General features: G+C 64.0%; 14 protein-coding genes. 4 read left to right on the forward strand and 10 right to left on the reverse strand.

Annotated features, from left to right (window positions below):
- Positions 1–9: 9 nt before the first annotated feature.
- Complete coding sequence (rpsP, locus tag AC56KZ_RS05155) at positions 10–264, reverse strand: 30S ribosomal protein S16 (protein ID WP_379785996.1); 255 nt, start codon at positions 262–264, stop codon at positions 10–12.
- A gap of 313 nt (positions 265–577) precedes the next feature.
- On the opposite strand from rpsP, the gene AC56KZ_RS05160 reads away from it, so the two are divergent.
- On the forward strand, positions 578–988 hold the full coding sequence (locus AC56KZ_RS05160) for an NINE protein (RefSeq protein ID WP_497161043.1): 411 nt from the start codon (positions 578–580) through the stop codon (positions 986–988).
- A 21-nt stretch (positions 989–1,009) separates the two neighbouring features.
- On the opposite strand, the gene AC56KZ_RS05165 is transcribed toward AC56KZ_RS05160, so the two are convergent.
- The 8 genes from AC56KZ_RS05165 to AC56KZ_RS05200 form a co-directional block, all read right to left on the reverse strand.
- A complete protein-coding gene (locus AC56KZ_RS05165) occupies positions 1,010–1,660 on the reverse strand; it encodes a hypothetical protein (RefSeq protein ID WP_497161044.1) in 651 nt (216 codons plus the stop codon).
- A 160-nt stretch (positions 1,661–1,820) separates the two neighbouring features.
- Positions 1,821–3,635: an acyl-CoA dehydrogenase gene (locus AC56KZ_RS05170; RefSeq protein ID WP_497161045.1), complete on the reverse strand. Its 1,815-nt coding sequence runs from the start codon at positions 3,633–3,635 to the stop codon at positions 1,821–1,823.
- Positions 3,636–3,732: 97 nt separating this feature from the next.
- On the reverse strand, positions 3,733–4,665 hold the full coding sequence (locus AC56KZ_RS05175) for an electron transfer flavoprotein subunit alpha/FixB family protein (protein ID WP_497161046.1): 933 nt from the start codon (positions 4,663–4,665) through the stop codon (positions 3,733–3,735).
- A gap of 18 nt (positions 4,666–4,683) precedes the next feature.
- Positions 4,684–5,433 carry an electron transfer flavoprotein subunit beta/FixA family protein gene (locus AC56KZ_RS05180; RefSeq protein ID WP_497161047.1) on the reverse strand — a complete coding sequence of 250 codons (750 nt, stop codon included), beginning with the start codon at positions 5,431–5,433 and terminating at the stop codon, positions 4,684–4,686.
- A gap of 193 nt (positions 5,434–5,626) precedes the next feature.
- Positions 5,627–5,884 carry a sulfurtransferase TusA family protein gene (locus tag AC56KZ_RS05185; protein WP_497161048.1) on the reverse strand — a complete coding sequence of 86 codons (258 nt, stop codon included), beginning with the start codon at positions 5,882–5,884 and terminating at the stop codon, positions 5,627–5,629.
- Between the two features lie 156 nt (positions 5,885–6,040).
- Entirely contained in the window at positions 6,041–8,650 is a 2,610-nt protein-coding gene (gene alaS, locus AC56KZ_RS05190; protein ID WP_497161049.1) for an alanine--tRNA ligase, read from the reverse strand.
- Between the two features lie 93 nt (positions 8,651–8,743).
- Complete coding sequence (ugpQ, locus tag AC56KZ_RS05195; RefSeq protein ID WP_497161050.1) at positions 8,744–9,523, reverse strand: glycerophosphodiester phosphodiesterase; 780 nt, start codon at positions 9,521–9,523, stop codon at positions 8,744–8,746.
- Positions 9,520–9,864 carry a DUF1294 domain-containing protein gene (locus AC56KZ_RS05200; RefSeq protein WP_497161051.1) on the reverse strand — a complete coding sequence of 115 codons (345 nt, stop codon included), beginning with the start codon at positions 9,862–9,864 and terminating at the stop codon, positions 9,520–9,522. The genes ugpQ and AC56KZ_RS05200 overlap by 4 nt, the downstream gene beginning before the upstream one ends.
- Positions 9,865–10,010: 146 nt before the next feature.
- Here AC56KZ_RS05200 and AC56KZ_RS05205 point away from each other — a divergent pair, with 146 nt between their 5' ends.
- Both AC56KZ_RS05205 and AC56KZ_RS05210 read left to right on the forward strand, forming a co-directional pair.
- On the forward strand, positions 10,011–10,628 hold the full coding sequence (locus AC56KZ_RS05205; protein WP_497161052.1) for a hypothetical protein: 618 nt from the start codon (positions 10,011–10,013) through the stop codon (positions 10,626–10,628).
- 64 nt (positions 10,629–10,692) lie between these two features.
- Complete coding sequence (locus AC56KZ_RS05210; protein WP_497161053.1) at positions 10,693–11,118, forward strand: DUF3597 domain-containing protein; 426 nt, start codon at positions 10,693–10,695, stop codon at positions 11,116–11,118.
- 174 nt (positions 11,119–11,292) lie between these two features.
- Here the strand turns inward: AC56KZ_RS05210 and trpS are convergent, their stop codons facing one another.
- Positions 11,293–12,327 carry a tryptophan--tRNA ligase gene (trpS, locus tag AC56KZ_RS05215; RefSeq protein WP_497161054.1) on the reverse strand — a complete coding sequence of 345 codons (1,035 nt, stop codon included), beginning with the start codon at positions 12,325–12,327 and terminating at the stop codon, positions 11,293–11,295.
- 371 nt (positions 12,328–12,698) lie between these two features.
- Between trpS and AC56KZ_RS05220 the strand changes: the two genes are divergently transcribed.
- Positions 12,699–15,017: a family 1 glycosylhydrolase gene (locus AC56KZ_RS05220; RefSeq protein ID WP_497161055.1), complete on the forward strand. Its 2,319-nt coding sequence runs from the start codon at positions 12,699–12,701 to the stop codon at positions 15,015–15,017.
- The last annotated feature ends 102 nt before the right edge of the window (positions 15,018–15,119 follow it).

A 15,119-nucleotide genomic window follows, 5' to 3' on the forward strand; every position in this document is an offset into this window, starting at 1 on the left:
AACCTTGCTTTAAGCAGCTGCTGCTGGGGTCTGCTGAGCGACCAGGCGAGCAACGGTTGGCGACAGTTGTGCGCCAACGCCTTGCCAGTAGGCCAGACGATCAGCGGTGATGCGCAGGCCGACTTCGGCGCCCGACGCCATCGGGTTGTAGAAACCGATGCGCTCGATGAAACGGCCATCGCGACGGTTACGCGAATCGGTTGCAACGATGTTGAAGAATGGGCGCTTCTTGGCGCCTCCACGAGCTAAACGAATAACGACCATAATATTTCCAAAAAGTTGTGCTGGGCGGAGAAAGCCGACGATTATAGCGCGCATGCCCCAGAGCAGCAAGCGATAACGGCAAAGGGCGGACAACGGGCGCGCGGTCCCGGCCGAATTGAGCATTATCGCCGATTTTCCGCGCGACCGCTACCTGCCCCTGCCCCTGCCGTGATGCTTCCGGATTCGAGTCGCTTCGCGCGTGGCCACTGGCGCGGAGGCTACAAGTTGATACATAGCATTTACATAAAAGCTAATGCTTTTGCCACCTTTTTGAACGATACTCATTGTTTCCTTGTAACACATTCATTCACGCATGGCACACAAGAACAAGACGCTCGCCACGGCCCTGGCACTGATCCTGGGCACGCTCGGAGCACACCGCTTTTACCTGCACGGCCCGGTCGACCGGATCGGCCTGCTGCACGCAGGCAGCCTGCCGCTCGCCGCACTCCTCTACAGCCAGGTGAACGGACTGCACGAGTTCTACGCCTTGTTGCCGCTCCTGGTGTCGAGCATTGCCGCTTTCATCAGCGCGCTGGTCATCGGCCTGACACCGGACGACAAATGGGACGCCCGTTTCAATGCCGGCTCTGGCAGGCAGTCGCGTTCGAACTGGCCGCTGGCCATCTTGCTCGTACTGACCCTGCTGGTCGGCACGACGGTGCTGATTGCGACGATCTCGCGCTTGCTCGACATCCTGTACACAGGCGGCGCCTACGGCTAGAACGCCTGCACGACCGTGTCATCACAAGCCGGCGGGCCAGCGGTATTTCGGCAGCACCGGCGGCGCAGTACCGCTGATGATGACGATTTCCCGGTGCGCCGTCAGCTCCAGCTGCGCCGGGTCGGCTGTGAACGGCGCGAGTTGCTCGTTCTCGATCAGGTAAAAGCGGATCGGCCCTGCCAGTCCGGCCGTGCCATTCGCTCCCAGCGGCTGGTTCCACAGCGCAAAAAACTGGCCCAGCGTGAACTTTTTCGGCACGTCGGTCTCGATGTGCACCACACTCGTGACGTCGTGCGTATGCAATTCATAGGCACAGCCGCTGCGCCCGACATTGTCGGGCAGGCCCTGGCGCACGCCGTCCCTGTAGATCGTGACCAGCGCATGCAAGTGGTAGTTTTCGTTGATGAGACAAGCGACGCCGCCGACCGGGACGCGCCCGGGCGGGGCCACCCAGGCCGGCCAGCCCGGCCGGCGGGTGATGGTGCCGGCGACGAGGTCGGTATGGGCCTCCGCCAGCACGGTGTCGGGGGGCGGCCGGCTGGGCGCGGCCGGAGGGTCGGCGGCAATCACATCCCGGCTGGAATCGTTGCCGCCACCGCAGGACGCCAGCATCAGCAAGAAAGACACGGCAAGCGCCGGACGAAGGAAGGTGCGCACTAGCGTGGGCAGCATGTTGGCTCCCTGTATTGATGGGTGAATGGAGCCAGCTTACGAACGCGACCGTCGTATTCCGCTTATCCGAAATCAAACTCAGCCGATTCAGGACGCGCTTGCGATCCGTGCAATAAAAAAGCGGCCCTCAGGCCGCTTTCGGGGAGCGCTGGGAAACGCTTCAGAACTGATCGACCTCGAGCGCCAGCACGCCGGCGCTGCCTTCGACGATCGCGCTGCGCAGGCCACTCGCACCCGACAGGATATGGTCGGCAAAGAAACGCGCGGTGCCGATCTTGGCACGCAGGAAGGCGGGGTCAATGTCCCCCTTGCCCTCCCCTGCATCCAGCTTTTGTTGCGCAACGAGGGCCGCGCGCGCCATCTGCCAGCCGCCCAGCACAATGCCGGCCAGCTTCAGGTAGAGCACGGAACCCGCAAACACGCCCTTGATGTCCGACTTCACGTTGGCCACGACGAAATCGACGACTTCTTCGAGGGCGGTGGAACCAAGCGCCAGCTGCTTGCCGATCGCAGCCAGGTCGGCGCCATGCACGCCGCCCTGCGCTTCGCCCAGCGCGGTTTCGGTCGCGCGTACCTGGGCCAGGATCGATTTTGCGGTCGCGCCGCCATCGCGCACGGTCTTGCGGCCGACCAGGTCGTTTGCCTGGATCGCGGTCGTGCCTTCATAGATTGTCAGGATCTTGGCGTCGCGATAATGCTGGGCGGCGCCGGTCTCTTCGATGAAGCCCATGCCGCCATGCACCTGCACGCCGTCGCGCGCGACGTTCTCGCTCATCTCGGTCGACCAGCCCTTGATCACCGGGACCAGGTATTCATAGACCGCGAGGCTGGACTTGCGGGTCGCTTCATCGGTGTGATGGTGCGCGAGGTCGAAGATGCCGGCGCCGACATAGGCCAGCGCACGCGCCGCTTCGGTCTGGGCGCGCATCGACATCAGCATGCGGCGTACGTCCGGATGGTGGATGATGGCGACCGAACCGCTTGACCCGGCCAGGTCGCGCGACTGGACGCGGTCCTTGGCGAAGGCCACCGCCTGCTGGTAGGCGCGTTCGGCCAGGCCGATGCCCTGCAGGCCGACGCCGAAGCGGGCCGCGTTCATCATGATGAACATGTACTCGAGGCCGCGGTTTTCCTCGCCGACCAGGGTGCCGATGGCGCCGCCGTTGTCGCCGAACTGCAGCACGGCGGTCGGGCTGCCCTTGATGCCCAGCTTGTGCTCGATCGAGACGCAGTGCGCGTCGTTGCGCGCGCCGGGCGTGCCGTCCTCGTTGATCATGAACTTCGGCACGATGAACAGCGAAATCCCCTTGACGCCCGGTGGCGCGTCCGGCGTACGCGCCAGGACCAGGTGGATGATGTTCTCGGCCATGTCGTGCTCGCCGTAGGTGATGTAGATCTTGGTGCCGAAAATTTTATACGTGCCGTCGCCCTGCGGCACGGCGCGCGTGCGCACCGCGGCCAGGTCGGAGCCGGCCTGCGGCTCGGTCAGGTTCATGGTGCCGGTCCACTTGCCGGTGATGAGCGGCTCGAGGTACAAGGCCTTCTGCGCGTCCGACCCGGCGGTCAGCAGCGCCTCGATGGCGCCGTCGGTCAGCAGCGCCACCAGCGCAAAGGAGATCGAGGCGGCGTTCAGCATCTCGGTGCAGGGCGTCGCAACCAGCTTGGGCAAGCCCTGGCCGCCAAACTCGGTCGGGTGCTGCACGCCCTGCCAGCCGGATTCGCCGAATGCCTGGAACGCGACCTTGAAGCCGGCCGAGGTAGTCACCTGGCCGTCGTGCCAGAAGCTCGGTTCCTTGTCGCTCGGGTGGTTCAGCGGGGCGACGACTTCGCCGCAAAACTTCGCGTTCTCTTCCAGCACCGCTTCGACGGTGTCGAGGGTCGCGTCTTCGCAGCCTGGCAGCTGGCTCACCTGCTGCAAACCGGCCAGTTCGTTCATCACGAACAGCATGTCTTTGATCGGGGCTTGGTAGCTCACCTTGATCTCCTCAGAATTGGATGTAAGAGCAGCTCGTAAAACAGGCCACGGCTGGCAGATGCCGGCGGCGTGGCCCGTGGGTGCATATGAAACCGGTTTAACCGAGTTCTTGCACGAGCGCCGGAATCACTTCGAACAGGTCGCCCACCAGGCCATAATCGGCCACCGAGAAGATCGGCGCTTCCGGATCCTTGTTGATGGCGACGATGGTCTTCGAGTCCTTCATGCCGGCCAGGTGCTGGATCGCGCCGGAGATACCGACGGCGATGTACAGCGACGGCGCGACGATCTTGCCGGTCTGGCCCACTTGCCAGTCGTTCGGCACGTAGCCGGCGTCGACCGCGGCGCGCGAGGCGCCCATGGCGGCGCCGAGCTTGTCGGCCAGCGGTTCGAGCAGCTTGAAGTTGTCACCCGAGCCCATGCCGCGGCCACCGGAAACAATGATCTTGGCGGCGGTCAGTTCCGGACGGCTGGAGACGGCCAGCTCGCGGCCCACGAAAGCGGACTTGCCGAAGTCGGCGGCGGCAGCCACCTGCTCGACGGCGGCCGAACCGCCGCTGGCAGGCGCCGCGTCGAAGCCAGTGCCGCGCACGGTGATGACCTTGACGGAATCCGTCGACTGAACGGTGGCAATCGCGTTACCGGCGTAGATCGGACGCTCGAAGGTGTCCGGCGACTCGACCTTGGTGATTTCCGAGATCTGGGCGACGTCCAGCCTGGCGGCGACGCGCGGCAGGATGTTCTTGCCGTAGGCCGTGGCCGGGGCCAGGATATGCGAGTAGCTGCCGGCGATGGCCAGGATCTGCTCGGCCACGTTTTCGGCCAGGCCGTCGGCGAAGTGCGGCGCGTCGGCGACCAGCACTTTGGTGACGCCGGCGATTTGCGCGGCAGCTTCGGCGGCAGCGCCGCAACCGGAACCTGCGACCAGCACGTGAACTTCGCCACCGCACTGGGCGGCCGCGGTCACGGTGTGGTGGGTTGCGCCCTTCAGGGAGCCGTTATCGTGTTCAGCGATGACTAGTGCGACCATGATGTTTTCCTGTATTTTTTAGATGACTTTGGCTTCAGTGCGCAGCTTCTGCACCAGCGTGGCGACGTCCGGCACCATGATGCCCGCCGAGCGCTTGGCCGGCTCGACGACCCTGATGGTCTTCAGACGCGGGCTAACGTCAACGCCCAGCTCTTCCGGCTTGATCGTTTCCAGCGGCTTCTTTTTGGCCTTCATGATGTTCGGCAGCGTGACATAGCGCGGCTCGTTCAGGCGCAGGTCGGTGGTGATGATTGCAGGCAGGCTCAATGCAACCGTTTCCAGGCCGCCGTCCACTTCGCGCGTCACCGTGACTTTGCCGTCTTCCAGCACCACCTTCGACGCAAACGTCGCCTGTGGCCAGCCCAAGAGGGCTGCCAGCATCTGGCCGGTCTGGTTCGAATCGTCGTCGATCGCCTGCTTGCCCAGGATGATCAGCTGCGGCTGCTCCTTGTCGGCCAGCGCCTTGAGGATCTTGGCCACGCCCAGCGGCTCGGTGTCGCCGCTCGTTTCGACCAGGATGCCGCGGTCGGCGCCGATCGCCATGCCGGTGCGCAGGGTTTCCTGGCACTGCGGCACGCCGATCGATACCGCCACCACTTCGGTGACCTTGCCGGCTTCCTTCAAACGGGTCGCTTCTTCGAGCGCGATTTCATCGAAAGGGTTCATCGACATCTTGACGTTGGCGATATCCACGCCGCTGCCGTCGGACTTGACGCGGACCTTGACGTTGTAGTCGACCACGCGCTTGACGGGTACCAGGACTTTCATAGGTGTGCCTTTGAAAAATTGAAGAGGTAGACTGGCTGAGGGCCTAGATTATAAGAGATAAACAGCTTCAAGGCTGAATTAAAGCACGATCGTGCGATTTTCGGTTAGAGGAAATCTTCGAAACTGTTCGACTGCTATAAAAAGAAGGGAAACTGACGGGGGCAGAATGCGCCCCGCCGGGAGGAAGAACGACTTACTTGCGGCGCATCAGGAAGACGAATTCGCCGCCGTTTTGCGTATGCGACAACAGGGCGTTGCCGGTTTGCTTGGCAAACGCCTGGAAGTCGCGCACGGAACCGGTATCGGTAGCCGTAATGCGCAGCACTTCGCCAGTGGCCAGTTCGGCCAGCGCCTTCTTGGCCTTCAAGATCGGCAACGGGCAGTTGAGGCCGCGCGCGTCCAGGTCCAGCTGAAATTGAATTGTTTCGGGGTCGAGAATGGTGTCGCTCATCGCATGCCTGCTTAGGTGGTGATACTGAATTGGAGTCTACTCCTATTTCCGGATTATGACGCGCCGCACAAAAATAGTCACGAAATGTTGCAGCGGCACAACCGCACGAGCTCGGTTGGCCGCATTCGTGGACGGGCGGCGAGGCCCGTCGAGGCATCAGCTGCGCTCGCCGACCCAGGCCGCCACTCCCGCCAGCGCCGCCGGCAAGCCTGCCGGATCGGTACCGCCGGCCTGCGCCATGTCCGGGCGCCCGCCGCCCTTGCCGCCGACCTGCTGTGCAACAAAATTGACCAGCTCGCCGGCCTTGACCTTGCCCGTTGCATCCTTGGTGACGCCGGCAATCAGGCTGACCTTGCCGTCGATGACGCTGGCCAGCACGATGGCCGCGGTGCCCAGCTTGTCCTTCAGTTTGTCCATGGTCTCGCGCAGACCGGTGGCGTCGGCGCCCTCCATCGTCGCGGCCAGCACCTTGATGCCATTGACAATAACCGCCTGGTTCACCAGTTCGTCGCCCTGCCCCGAGGCCAGCTTCGATTTCAGCGTCGCCACTTCCTTTTCGAGCAGTTTGACTTGCTCCTGCACCTGGTTGATACGCGAAGGCAGTTCGTCCGGCGCCGTTTTCAGGGCGGCGGCGGCGGCCAGCAGCCGGGCGTTGGTCGCCTGCACCCATGCCAGCGCGCCCTCGCCCGTCACCGCTTCGATGCGGCGGATGCCGGCGGCGACGCCGCCTTCGGACACGATCTTGAAGAGACCGATGTCGCCGGTGCGCGTCACGTGCACGCCGCCGCACAGCTCTTTCGACGAGCCGATGTCGAGCACGCGCACTTCGTCGCCGTACTTCTCGCCGAAGAGAGCCATCGCGCCATGCTTGACGGCGTCGTCGAAACTCATGTTGTGCGACTGCGTGGCGTGGTTTTCGAGGATCTCGCGGTTGACGATCGTCTCGACCCGGGCGATCTGCTCCTGGGTGACCGGGGCATTGTGGCTGAAGTCGAAACGGGTTTTATCCGGGTCGACCAGCGAACCCTTTTGCTGGACGTGAGGGCCCAGCACTTCGCGCAAGGCTTTGTGCATCAGGTGCGTCGCCGAGTGGTTGCGGATGGTACGCGCGCGCTTGGCCTGGTCGACCTGTGCGTCGACCGTGTCGCCCACTTTCAGCGAACCGGAACGCAGCACGCCGTGGTGCCCGAATACCTCGGCCTGGATTTTCAGCGTGTCCTCGACTTCGAATTCGCCAGAATCCGTGCGGATGGCGCCATGGTCGCCCACCTGGCCGCCCGATTCTGCGTAGAACGGCGTCGTGTCCAGCACGACGATGCCTTCCTGGCCGGCTTTCAGTTCCTCGACCTTCACGCCTTCGAAGTACAGGGCCAGCACGTGGGTGTTATGCACCAGCGACTCGTAGCCGACAAATTTCGTCTTTTCGCCCGCGTATTCGACCTTGGCGGCCATCTTGAACTTGCCCGCGGCGCGCGCGGTTTTCTTTTGCTGCTCCATGGCGGCGGTGAAACCTGCCTCGTCCAGCGTCACGCCGCGCTCGCGGCAGATGTCGGCGGTCAGGTCGAGCGGGAAGCCGTAGGTGTCGTACAGGGTGAAGGCGGTGCCGCCGTCGAGGTTTTTCGCGTCCTTCGCCAGCTGGGCTTCGAGGATCTTCATGCCGTTTTCCAGCGTCTCGCCGAAACGCTCTTCCTCGGCCTTCAGCACTTGCGCGACGCGCTCTTTCGCGTCCAGCAGTTCCGGATAGGCGCCGCCCATTTCGCCGTTCAGGTCTTCGACCAGCTTGTAGAAGAACGGACGGGTCTGGCCCAGCTTGTGGCCATGGCGCAGCGCGCGGCGGATGATGCGGCGCAGGACGTAACCGTGGCCTTCGCTGCTCGGGATGATGCCGTCGACGATCATGAAGGCGGCGGCGCGGATGTGGTCCGCAATCACCTTCAGCGAGTTGTTCTCGAGGTCAGGCGCGCCGGTCTCGCGCGCGGCGGCGCGGATCAGGCTCTGGAACAGGTCGATCTCGTAGTTGCTATGCACGCCCTGCAGCACGGCGGCCAGGCGCTCCATGCCCATGCCGGTATCGATCGAGGGCTTCGGCAGCGGCGTCAGGACGCCCGATTCGTCGCGGTTGAACTGCATGAACACGAGGTTCCAGATCTCGATGAAGCGGTCGCCGTCTTCGTCGGGCGAACCCGGAGGGCCGCCGAAGATGTCGGCGCCGTGGTCGTAGAACACCTCGGTGCACGGGCCGCAGGGGCCGGTGTCGGCCATCTGCCAGAAATTGTCCGACGCGTAGCGCGCACCCTTGTTGTCGCCGATGCGAATGATGCGCTCTTGCGGCACGCCGATTTCGTTGGCCCAGATGTCGTAGGCTTCGTCGTCCTCGAAGTAGACGGTGACGGTCAGCTTTTCGGGCGGTAGCGCATAGACTTTCGTCAGCAGCTCCCAGCAGTAATTGATCGCATCGCGCTTGAAATAATCGCCGAAGCTGAAGTTACCCAGCATCTCGAAAAAAGTGTGGTGGCGCGCCGTGTAGCCGACGTTTTCCAGGTCGTTGTGCTTGCCGCCGGCGCGCACGCAGCGCTGCACGCTCGTCGCGCGCGCATACGGGCGCGAATCGAGACCGAGGAAGACGTCCTTGAACTGCACCATTCCGCTGTTGGTCAACAACATGGTCGGATCGTTGCCCGGTACAAGGGGGCTGGACCGTACGATCGTATGGCCCTTGGACTCAAAAAACTTGAGGAACTTTTCGCGGATTTCGGATGATTTCATGTTGGCGGGTGCGGAAAGAGCGATGCGGTAGATAAAGCAAGGATTATATCAGTCGGCTCACACTTATTTACATGCTTCACCGAGGGGAGCGGACTACACCCCCGCTGCGAAATACGGCCCGATCAAATCGATTCTGTCGGTGCAAAACGCGTCGACGCCCCAGGACAGCAGTTCCCGGGCGCGGCGCGGGTCGTTGACGGTGTAGCAGAACAGGCCGAAGCCGGCGGCGCGCACCCTGGCCGCCGCATCCCGGGTCAGGTGGCGGTGGTTGGTGTGGATCGCGACGGCCTCGACCGACTGTGCGCGGCGCTCCCAGTCCGGGGGCAACTCGCTCATCAGGCAGGCGCGCGGCACCTGCGGCGCCACCTGCTGCGCCGCCTCCAAAGCCAGGTGGCTGAACGAGGACAGCAGCGGCACCGCCGCCATGTCCCCCGCCGCGATCTCGTCGGCATACATTGCAGCGGCGATGCGCGCGACGGTGCCGCCGGTTTCGATGTCGAAGCCCGGCGCGGGCTTCAGTTCCATGTTCATCCAGATGCCGTGCGCCTTGCAAAATGCCGCGAACTCGACGAAGAGCGGCACCGGCTCGCCTTCGTATTCACGTGCGAACCACGCGCCGGCATCCATGCCGGCCAGTTCCGCGGCATCGTAATCGAAGACATTGCCGGAACCCGCGACGGTGCGCCCGAGGTAGGGGTCGTGCAGGACAACCGGCCTGCCGTCGCGCGCCAGCATGATGTCGTATTCGATGGCGGCAAACCCGCGGCGCATGCCTTCGCGCAGGCCGGCCAGGGTATTTTCCGGCGCCAGCGTGCCGCCGCCGCGGTGGGCCAGCACGCGCGGGTAGCGCCAGGGGCCGGCCGGGAGGATCATCGGTCGACCGCCAGCGTCGAGCACAGGTAGAGGAAGCCGAGGATGTTCGCGACCACGGTCATCCAGAACATGTGCTGGAAGGAGCGCTTGCTCGTCTTGTGGCGCAACCATTGCTGGGCCAGCAAGGCGCCGGGCCAGCCGCAGGCCAGGCCCAGGAACAGCAAGGTGCGCTCCGGCGTGCGCCAGCCGCCATTCCTGGCGGCCGACTTGTCGATGGCATAGGCCACGAAACAGGTCACGCTGATGACGAGATAGGCGAGCGCCACCAGCAGCGGCAGCTCCCAGGCGAAACTGGCGGCGGCGTAGACCAGGGCGAAGACGAGGAGCGGCAGGTAGACCATGCCGCCAGCTTAGCGCGGCATGCAGACAATTGCTAGTCGGCATGGATGTGGCTGTTTACTTTCTTTTACGTTCGATACCGTACCGAGTCGCTCAATCGAACGCCCTACCCTCGACCTTCAACTTGTCATTTATGCAGGAGGACGTCATGGCTTTAGATTTGGGCAACCTGTTACAGCAGTACATGAACGGCGCATCCGGCGCCGACAATACCCGCGCAACGGAAGATTTCGACCGCGTCTCGCAACAGGTGCCGCGCGACCAGCTCGCGCAAGGCGTGACGCAGGCGCTGCGCTCGGACCAGACTCCGCCCTTCCCGCAAATGGTGGGACAGATGTTCGGCCAGAGTAGTCCGAACCAGCAGGCTGGCATGCTGAACCAGCTGATCGCAGCGGCCGGCCCGGCACTGCTCGGCGCCCTTGCCGGTCGCGGCATGGGCGGTGGCGGCATGGGTGGCCTCGGTGGCCTGGGAGGTATGGGCGGCGGCATGGGTGGCGGCATGGGCGGCCTTGGCGGCTTGCTCGGCGGCCTGCTCGGCGGTGGCGCCGGCGGCAACGCGCAGCCGCAGATCACACCGGAACAGGCCTCCCAGATCTCACCGCAACAGGTCGAGGAAATCGCAGCGAAGGCGGAACAGGAAAACCCCGGCGTGGTCGATCGCATGGGCGACTTCTATGCCGAGAACCCGAACCTCGTCAAGGGCCTCGGCGGCGCGGCACTGGCCATCGCACTGGCCCACATGGCGTCGAACATCCAGCGCCGCTGATCAGTTTTATACGCAGTTTTTAATACGCAGCTTCACTCACCTACCAACAACAAAGGAGCACCACATGGGCATTCTGAGCAATATCTTCAACAAGATCTTCCCGAACTCGAACTCGGCCAAGGAAGCACAGGCAAAAGCCCAGGCACAAACCCAGGCCCAAAACGCGCCTGCAGCCGCGCCGCGTCCGACGACCACGGCAGCGCCGACCGCAGCGCCGGCCCCGGCCATGGAACAGGTCGACGTCGAAGCCATCCTCAACAGCAAGCTGGCAGCTTCGGGACAGCAATTGAACTGGCGCACCTCGATCGTCGACTTGCTGAAACTGCTCGACCTCGACAGCAGCCTGCAATCGCGCAAGGAACTGGCTGCCGAGCTCAACTACTCGGGCGATACCAGCGATTCGGCCACGATGAACATCTGGCTGCACCGCCAGGTCATGAACAAGCTTGCAGCGAATGGCGGCAAAGTGCCGGCCGACCTGAAGGACTGATCGGGTAACGTACCGATAAACTGCTGCACACTCTGCAGCAGGACGTAGGGTGGGCGGCTATGCCGCGCACGCGTTCAACCAATTGATGCTTAATCGCACTGTGGTTTTCAGCCGTTCATTGAACGCGTGAGCGGGAGGACCCGCCCACCCTACGGGTCTGCCCGACAGCAACGATCACCAGTACGACAACCCCAACGCGCGGCGCACTTCGTCCGCCGTGCCGGCCGCCACTTCGCGCGCCTTCATCGTGCCTTCCTTGAGCATCTGCATCACCTGCCCTTTGTCCTTGGCGAATTCTTCGCGGCGGGCGCGGATCGGCTCCAGCATTTCCTGCAGCACCAGGTCGAGGCGTTTCTTGACGATGCTGTCGCCCAGGCCGCCGCGCGTGTAGTGCGCCTTCATCTCTTCCAGCGCGACCTTGTCGGTATCGAAGGCGTCGAGGTAGAGGAAGGCGACGTTGCCTTCCACATGGCCCGGGTCCGACACTTTCAGGTGCAGCGGGTCGGTATAGACCTGCTTGACGGCGGCGCGGATCTGGTCGGCGCTGTCGCCGAGGTTGATCGTGTTGCCGAGCGACTTGCTCATCTTGGCCTTGCCGTCGATGCCCGGCAGGCGGCCGATTTCCGGCACCAGGGCCTTGCACTCGACCAGGATGTCGCGTTTGGCGATGCGGTTGAAGCGGCGCACGATCTCGTTGCACTGCTCGATCATCGGGATCTGGTCTTCGCCCACCGGCACCAGTGTGGCCTTGAAGGCGCTGATGTCGGAGGCCTGGCTGGCGGGGTAAGTCAGGAAGCCGGCCGGGATGTCGCGCTCGAAGCCGCGCAGCGCAATTTCCGTCTTGACGGTCGGGTTGCGCTCCAAACGGGCGACAGTGACGAGATTTAAATAATAGAATGTCAACTCCGCCAGCTCAGGTACCTGGGACTGGATGAAGATTGTCGAGCGCGCCGGATCGATGCCGACCGCGAGATAATCGAGCGCCACTTCGACAACATTCCGATGTACCTTTTCGGTGTCATCCATGTTGTCGGTGAGCGCCTGGGCGTCGGCCAGCATGACGAACTGACGGTACTCGTTCTGGTAGGCGACCCGGTTGCGCAGGCTGCCCACGAAGTGGCCCAGGTGCAGCGGGCCGGTAGGGCGATCGCCGGTCAGGATGACGGGTGCGGCGGCAGGTGCAGTGGCGTTGGTCGCGTCTTGGCTCATCGGGTTTCCTTCGGGTTATTCAAGGTTTGCCCCGATCCCGCCGCGCCAAAAAAAACGCCGCCTGAATCGAGGCGGCATTCATTGAGTCACATCTTCTCGTCAAGGCCGCGTGCTGTCAGCGGCGCCACCAGGTGCAGAACGAGGAATGTGGGTTGATAAATTTCATGGATGGCATGGTTGCAGGTTGATGGCGCGCTGTCAACCGCCAGCACGACCGGTGAGCCGCTCTTGCCATACCGGAGAACGACTCCCGGCCAGCACGCCGGCGCAGTTTTCCGAAAAGATATCCGACACGGGCATATGCCTGAACTTAATCTTTTCGGTGACCGTCTAAAGCTTTTTGTTGCAAAAATTTAATAAGTGGTGAAATCATGAATAACACGAGCCCGAACAGCCAACCCCGCCCACTCGAACTCTGGGGCGGCCTCGAATGCACCGTCAACCGCGTGCAGGACGACTATTTCAGCCAGCTCGACCGCAACGGCCATGCACTGCGCAATTGCGACATCAAACGCTTCGCTTCGCTCGGCATCCGGGCGATCCGCTACCCGATCCTCTGGGAACGCACCGCCCCGGACGGCCTCGCCAAGGCAGACTGGACCTGGCCCGACGAGCGCCTCCCTGCCCTGCTGGAGGCCGGCGTCACCCCGATCGCCGGCCTGATTCACCACGGCAGCGGCCCGCGCGACACCAGCCTGCTCGACCCGGCCTTTCCCGAACGCCTGGCCGAATATGCGGGCGCGGTGGCCGCCCGCTACCCGTGGCTCGAGTATTACACCCCCGTCAACGAACCCTGCACCACGGCGCGCTTTGCCGGCCTGTACGGCGTCTGGTATCCGCATGCCCGCGACGACAAAAGCTTCATCCAGGCCCTCTTGATCCAGTCGCGCGCCACCGTGCTGTGCATGCGTGAAATCCGCAACGTCAATCCGAACGCCAAGCTGGTCCAGACCGACGACCTCGGCAAGACCTACAGCACGCCGGAAATGGCCATCGTCGCCGAGTTTTATAACGAACGCCGCTGGCTGGCCTGGGACCTGCTGTGCGGCATGGTCGGCCCCGAACACAAGCTGTGGAAATACCTGGTGGGCACCGGGGTCGACATCGCCGACCTGCTCTGGTTCCGCGACAATACCTGCCCGCCGGACATCATCGGCGTCAATTACTACGTCACCAGCGAGCGCTGGCTCGACCATCGTCCCGACCGCTTCCCGGCCCACCACCGCGGCATGGCCGACGGCATTCCCTGCGCCGACATCGAAGCCTCGCGCGTGCTGGCCACGCCAACCGCCGGCATCGGGCCGCTGCTGACCGAAATCTGGGACCGCTACCGGCTGCCGCTGGCGATTACCGAAGCCCACATCGACGCCAACCGCGAAGACCAGCTGCGCTGGCTGCTGGAAATCTGGGAAGCGGCCAAGACGGCGCACGCCAACGGCATCGACCTGCGCGCCGTCACCGTCTGGTCGCTGCTCGGCTCCTTCGACTGGAACAGCCTGGTGACCCAGGAGCGCGGTTATTACGAACCGGGGCCCTTCGACGTGCGCTCCCCGATGCCGCGCCCGACCGCGCTCGCGACAATGATGCGCGAAATTGCCGATGGCAAGCCGCTGTCGCATCCGGTGCTGCGCGGCCAAGGCTGGTGGCGCCGTCCGGGCCGCTTCCTGTGCCCGCCGGTCGCAACCCCCGCCGCCCTGACCTCGATCACGGCCGACGGCCACCGCCTGGTCGGCACCGGAGCCGCGCCGATCCTGATCACCGGGGCGACCGGCACCCTCGGCCGTGCGTTCGCCCGCGTCTGCCAGAAGCGCAACCTGCACTATAAATTGCTGTCGCGGCGCGATATGGACATCGCCGACGCCGGCTCGGTCGAACGCGCGCTGGCCGAATACAAGCCTTGGGCCGTGATCAACACCAGCGGCTATGTACGCGTAGACGATGCCGAAGCCGATGTCGAGCGCTGCATGCGCGACAACACGCTTGGCGCCGCCGTCCTGGCCGAAGCCTGTGCCCGCCGCGGCGTGCACCTGACCACCTTCTCGAGCGACCTCGTCTTCGACGGCAGCAAGGGCAGCCCGTATGTCGAGAGCGATCCGGTCACGCCGCTGAACGTCTACGGGCGCAGCAAGGCCGAGTCGGAAACGGCCGTGCTGGACAAGCACCCGGGCGCGCTGGTCGTGCGCACCAGCGCCTTCTTCGGCCCCTGGGACAAGCACAACTTCGTCAAGCTGGCGCTCGACGCCCTCGAGCGCGGCGAGCGCTTCGTGGCCGCCGACGACATGACCGTCTCGCCCACCTACGTGCCGGATCTCGTGCACACCTGCCTGGACCTGGCGGTGGACCGCGAAAGCGGCGTCTGGCACCTGAACAACGGCGGCGAGGTCACCTGGTTCGCCTTGGCACGCATGGCGGCCGAGAAAGCCGGCATCGATGCGCGCACCCTGGTCGCGCAAGCCTCCAGCGACATGGGCATGGCGGCGGCGCGCCCGGTCTACAGCGTGCTGCACAGCGAACGCGCCATCCTGCTGCCGAGGCTGGAAAACGCGCTGGAGCGCTTCATCGAACTGCGCAACGTGGTCGATCCGGAGTACGAAGAGCTGGTCAGGACCGCTGAATCGCGCCAGCAGATCGCCAGCGGGCATCGCCAGCAAGAAGAAACCGCACCGGAGGCCCTGGCGGGGCATTTTTAAGCGCCGCTCTTCAGGAAGGAAGGTCGACGGCTTTGCCCGTCGCCTTCCTCGCATTCCCACTGCTCCGCCGTTATAGAATGCCAACGCAGCCCACAACCGCAA

The organism is Telluria sp. LT2P34 (assembly GCF_059685915.1).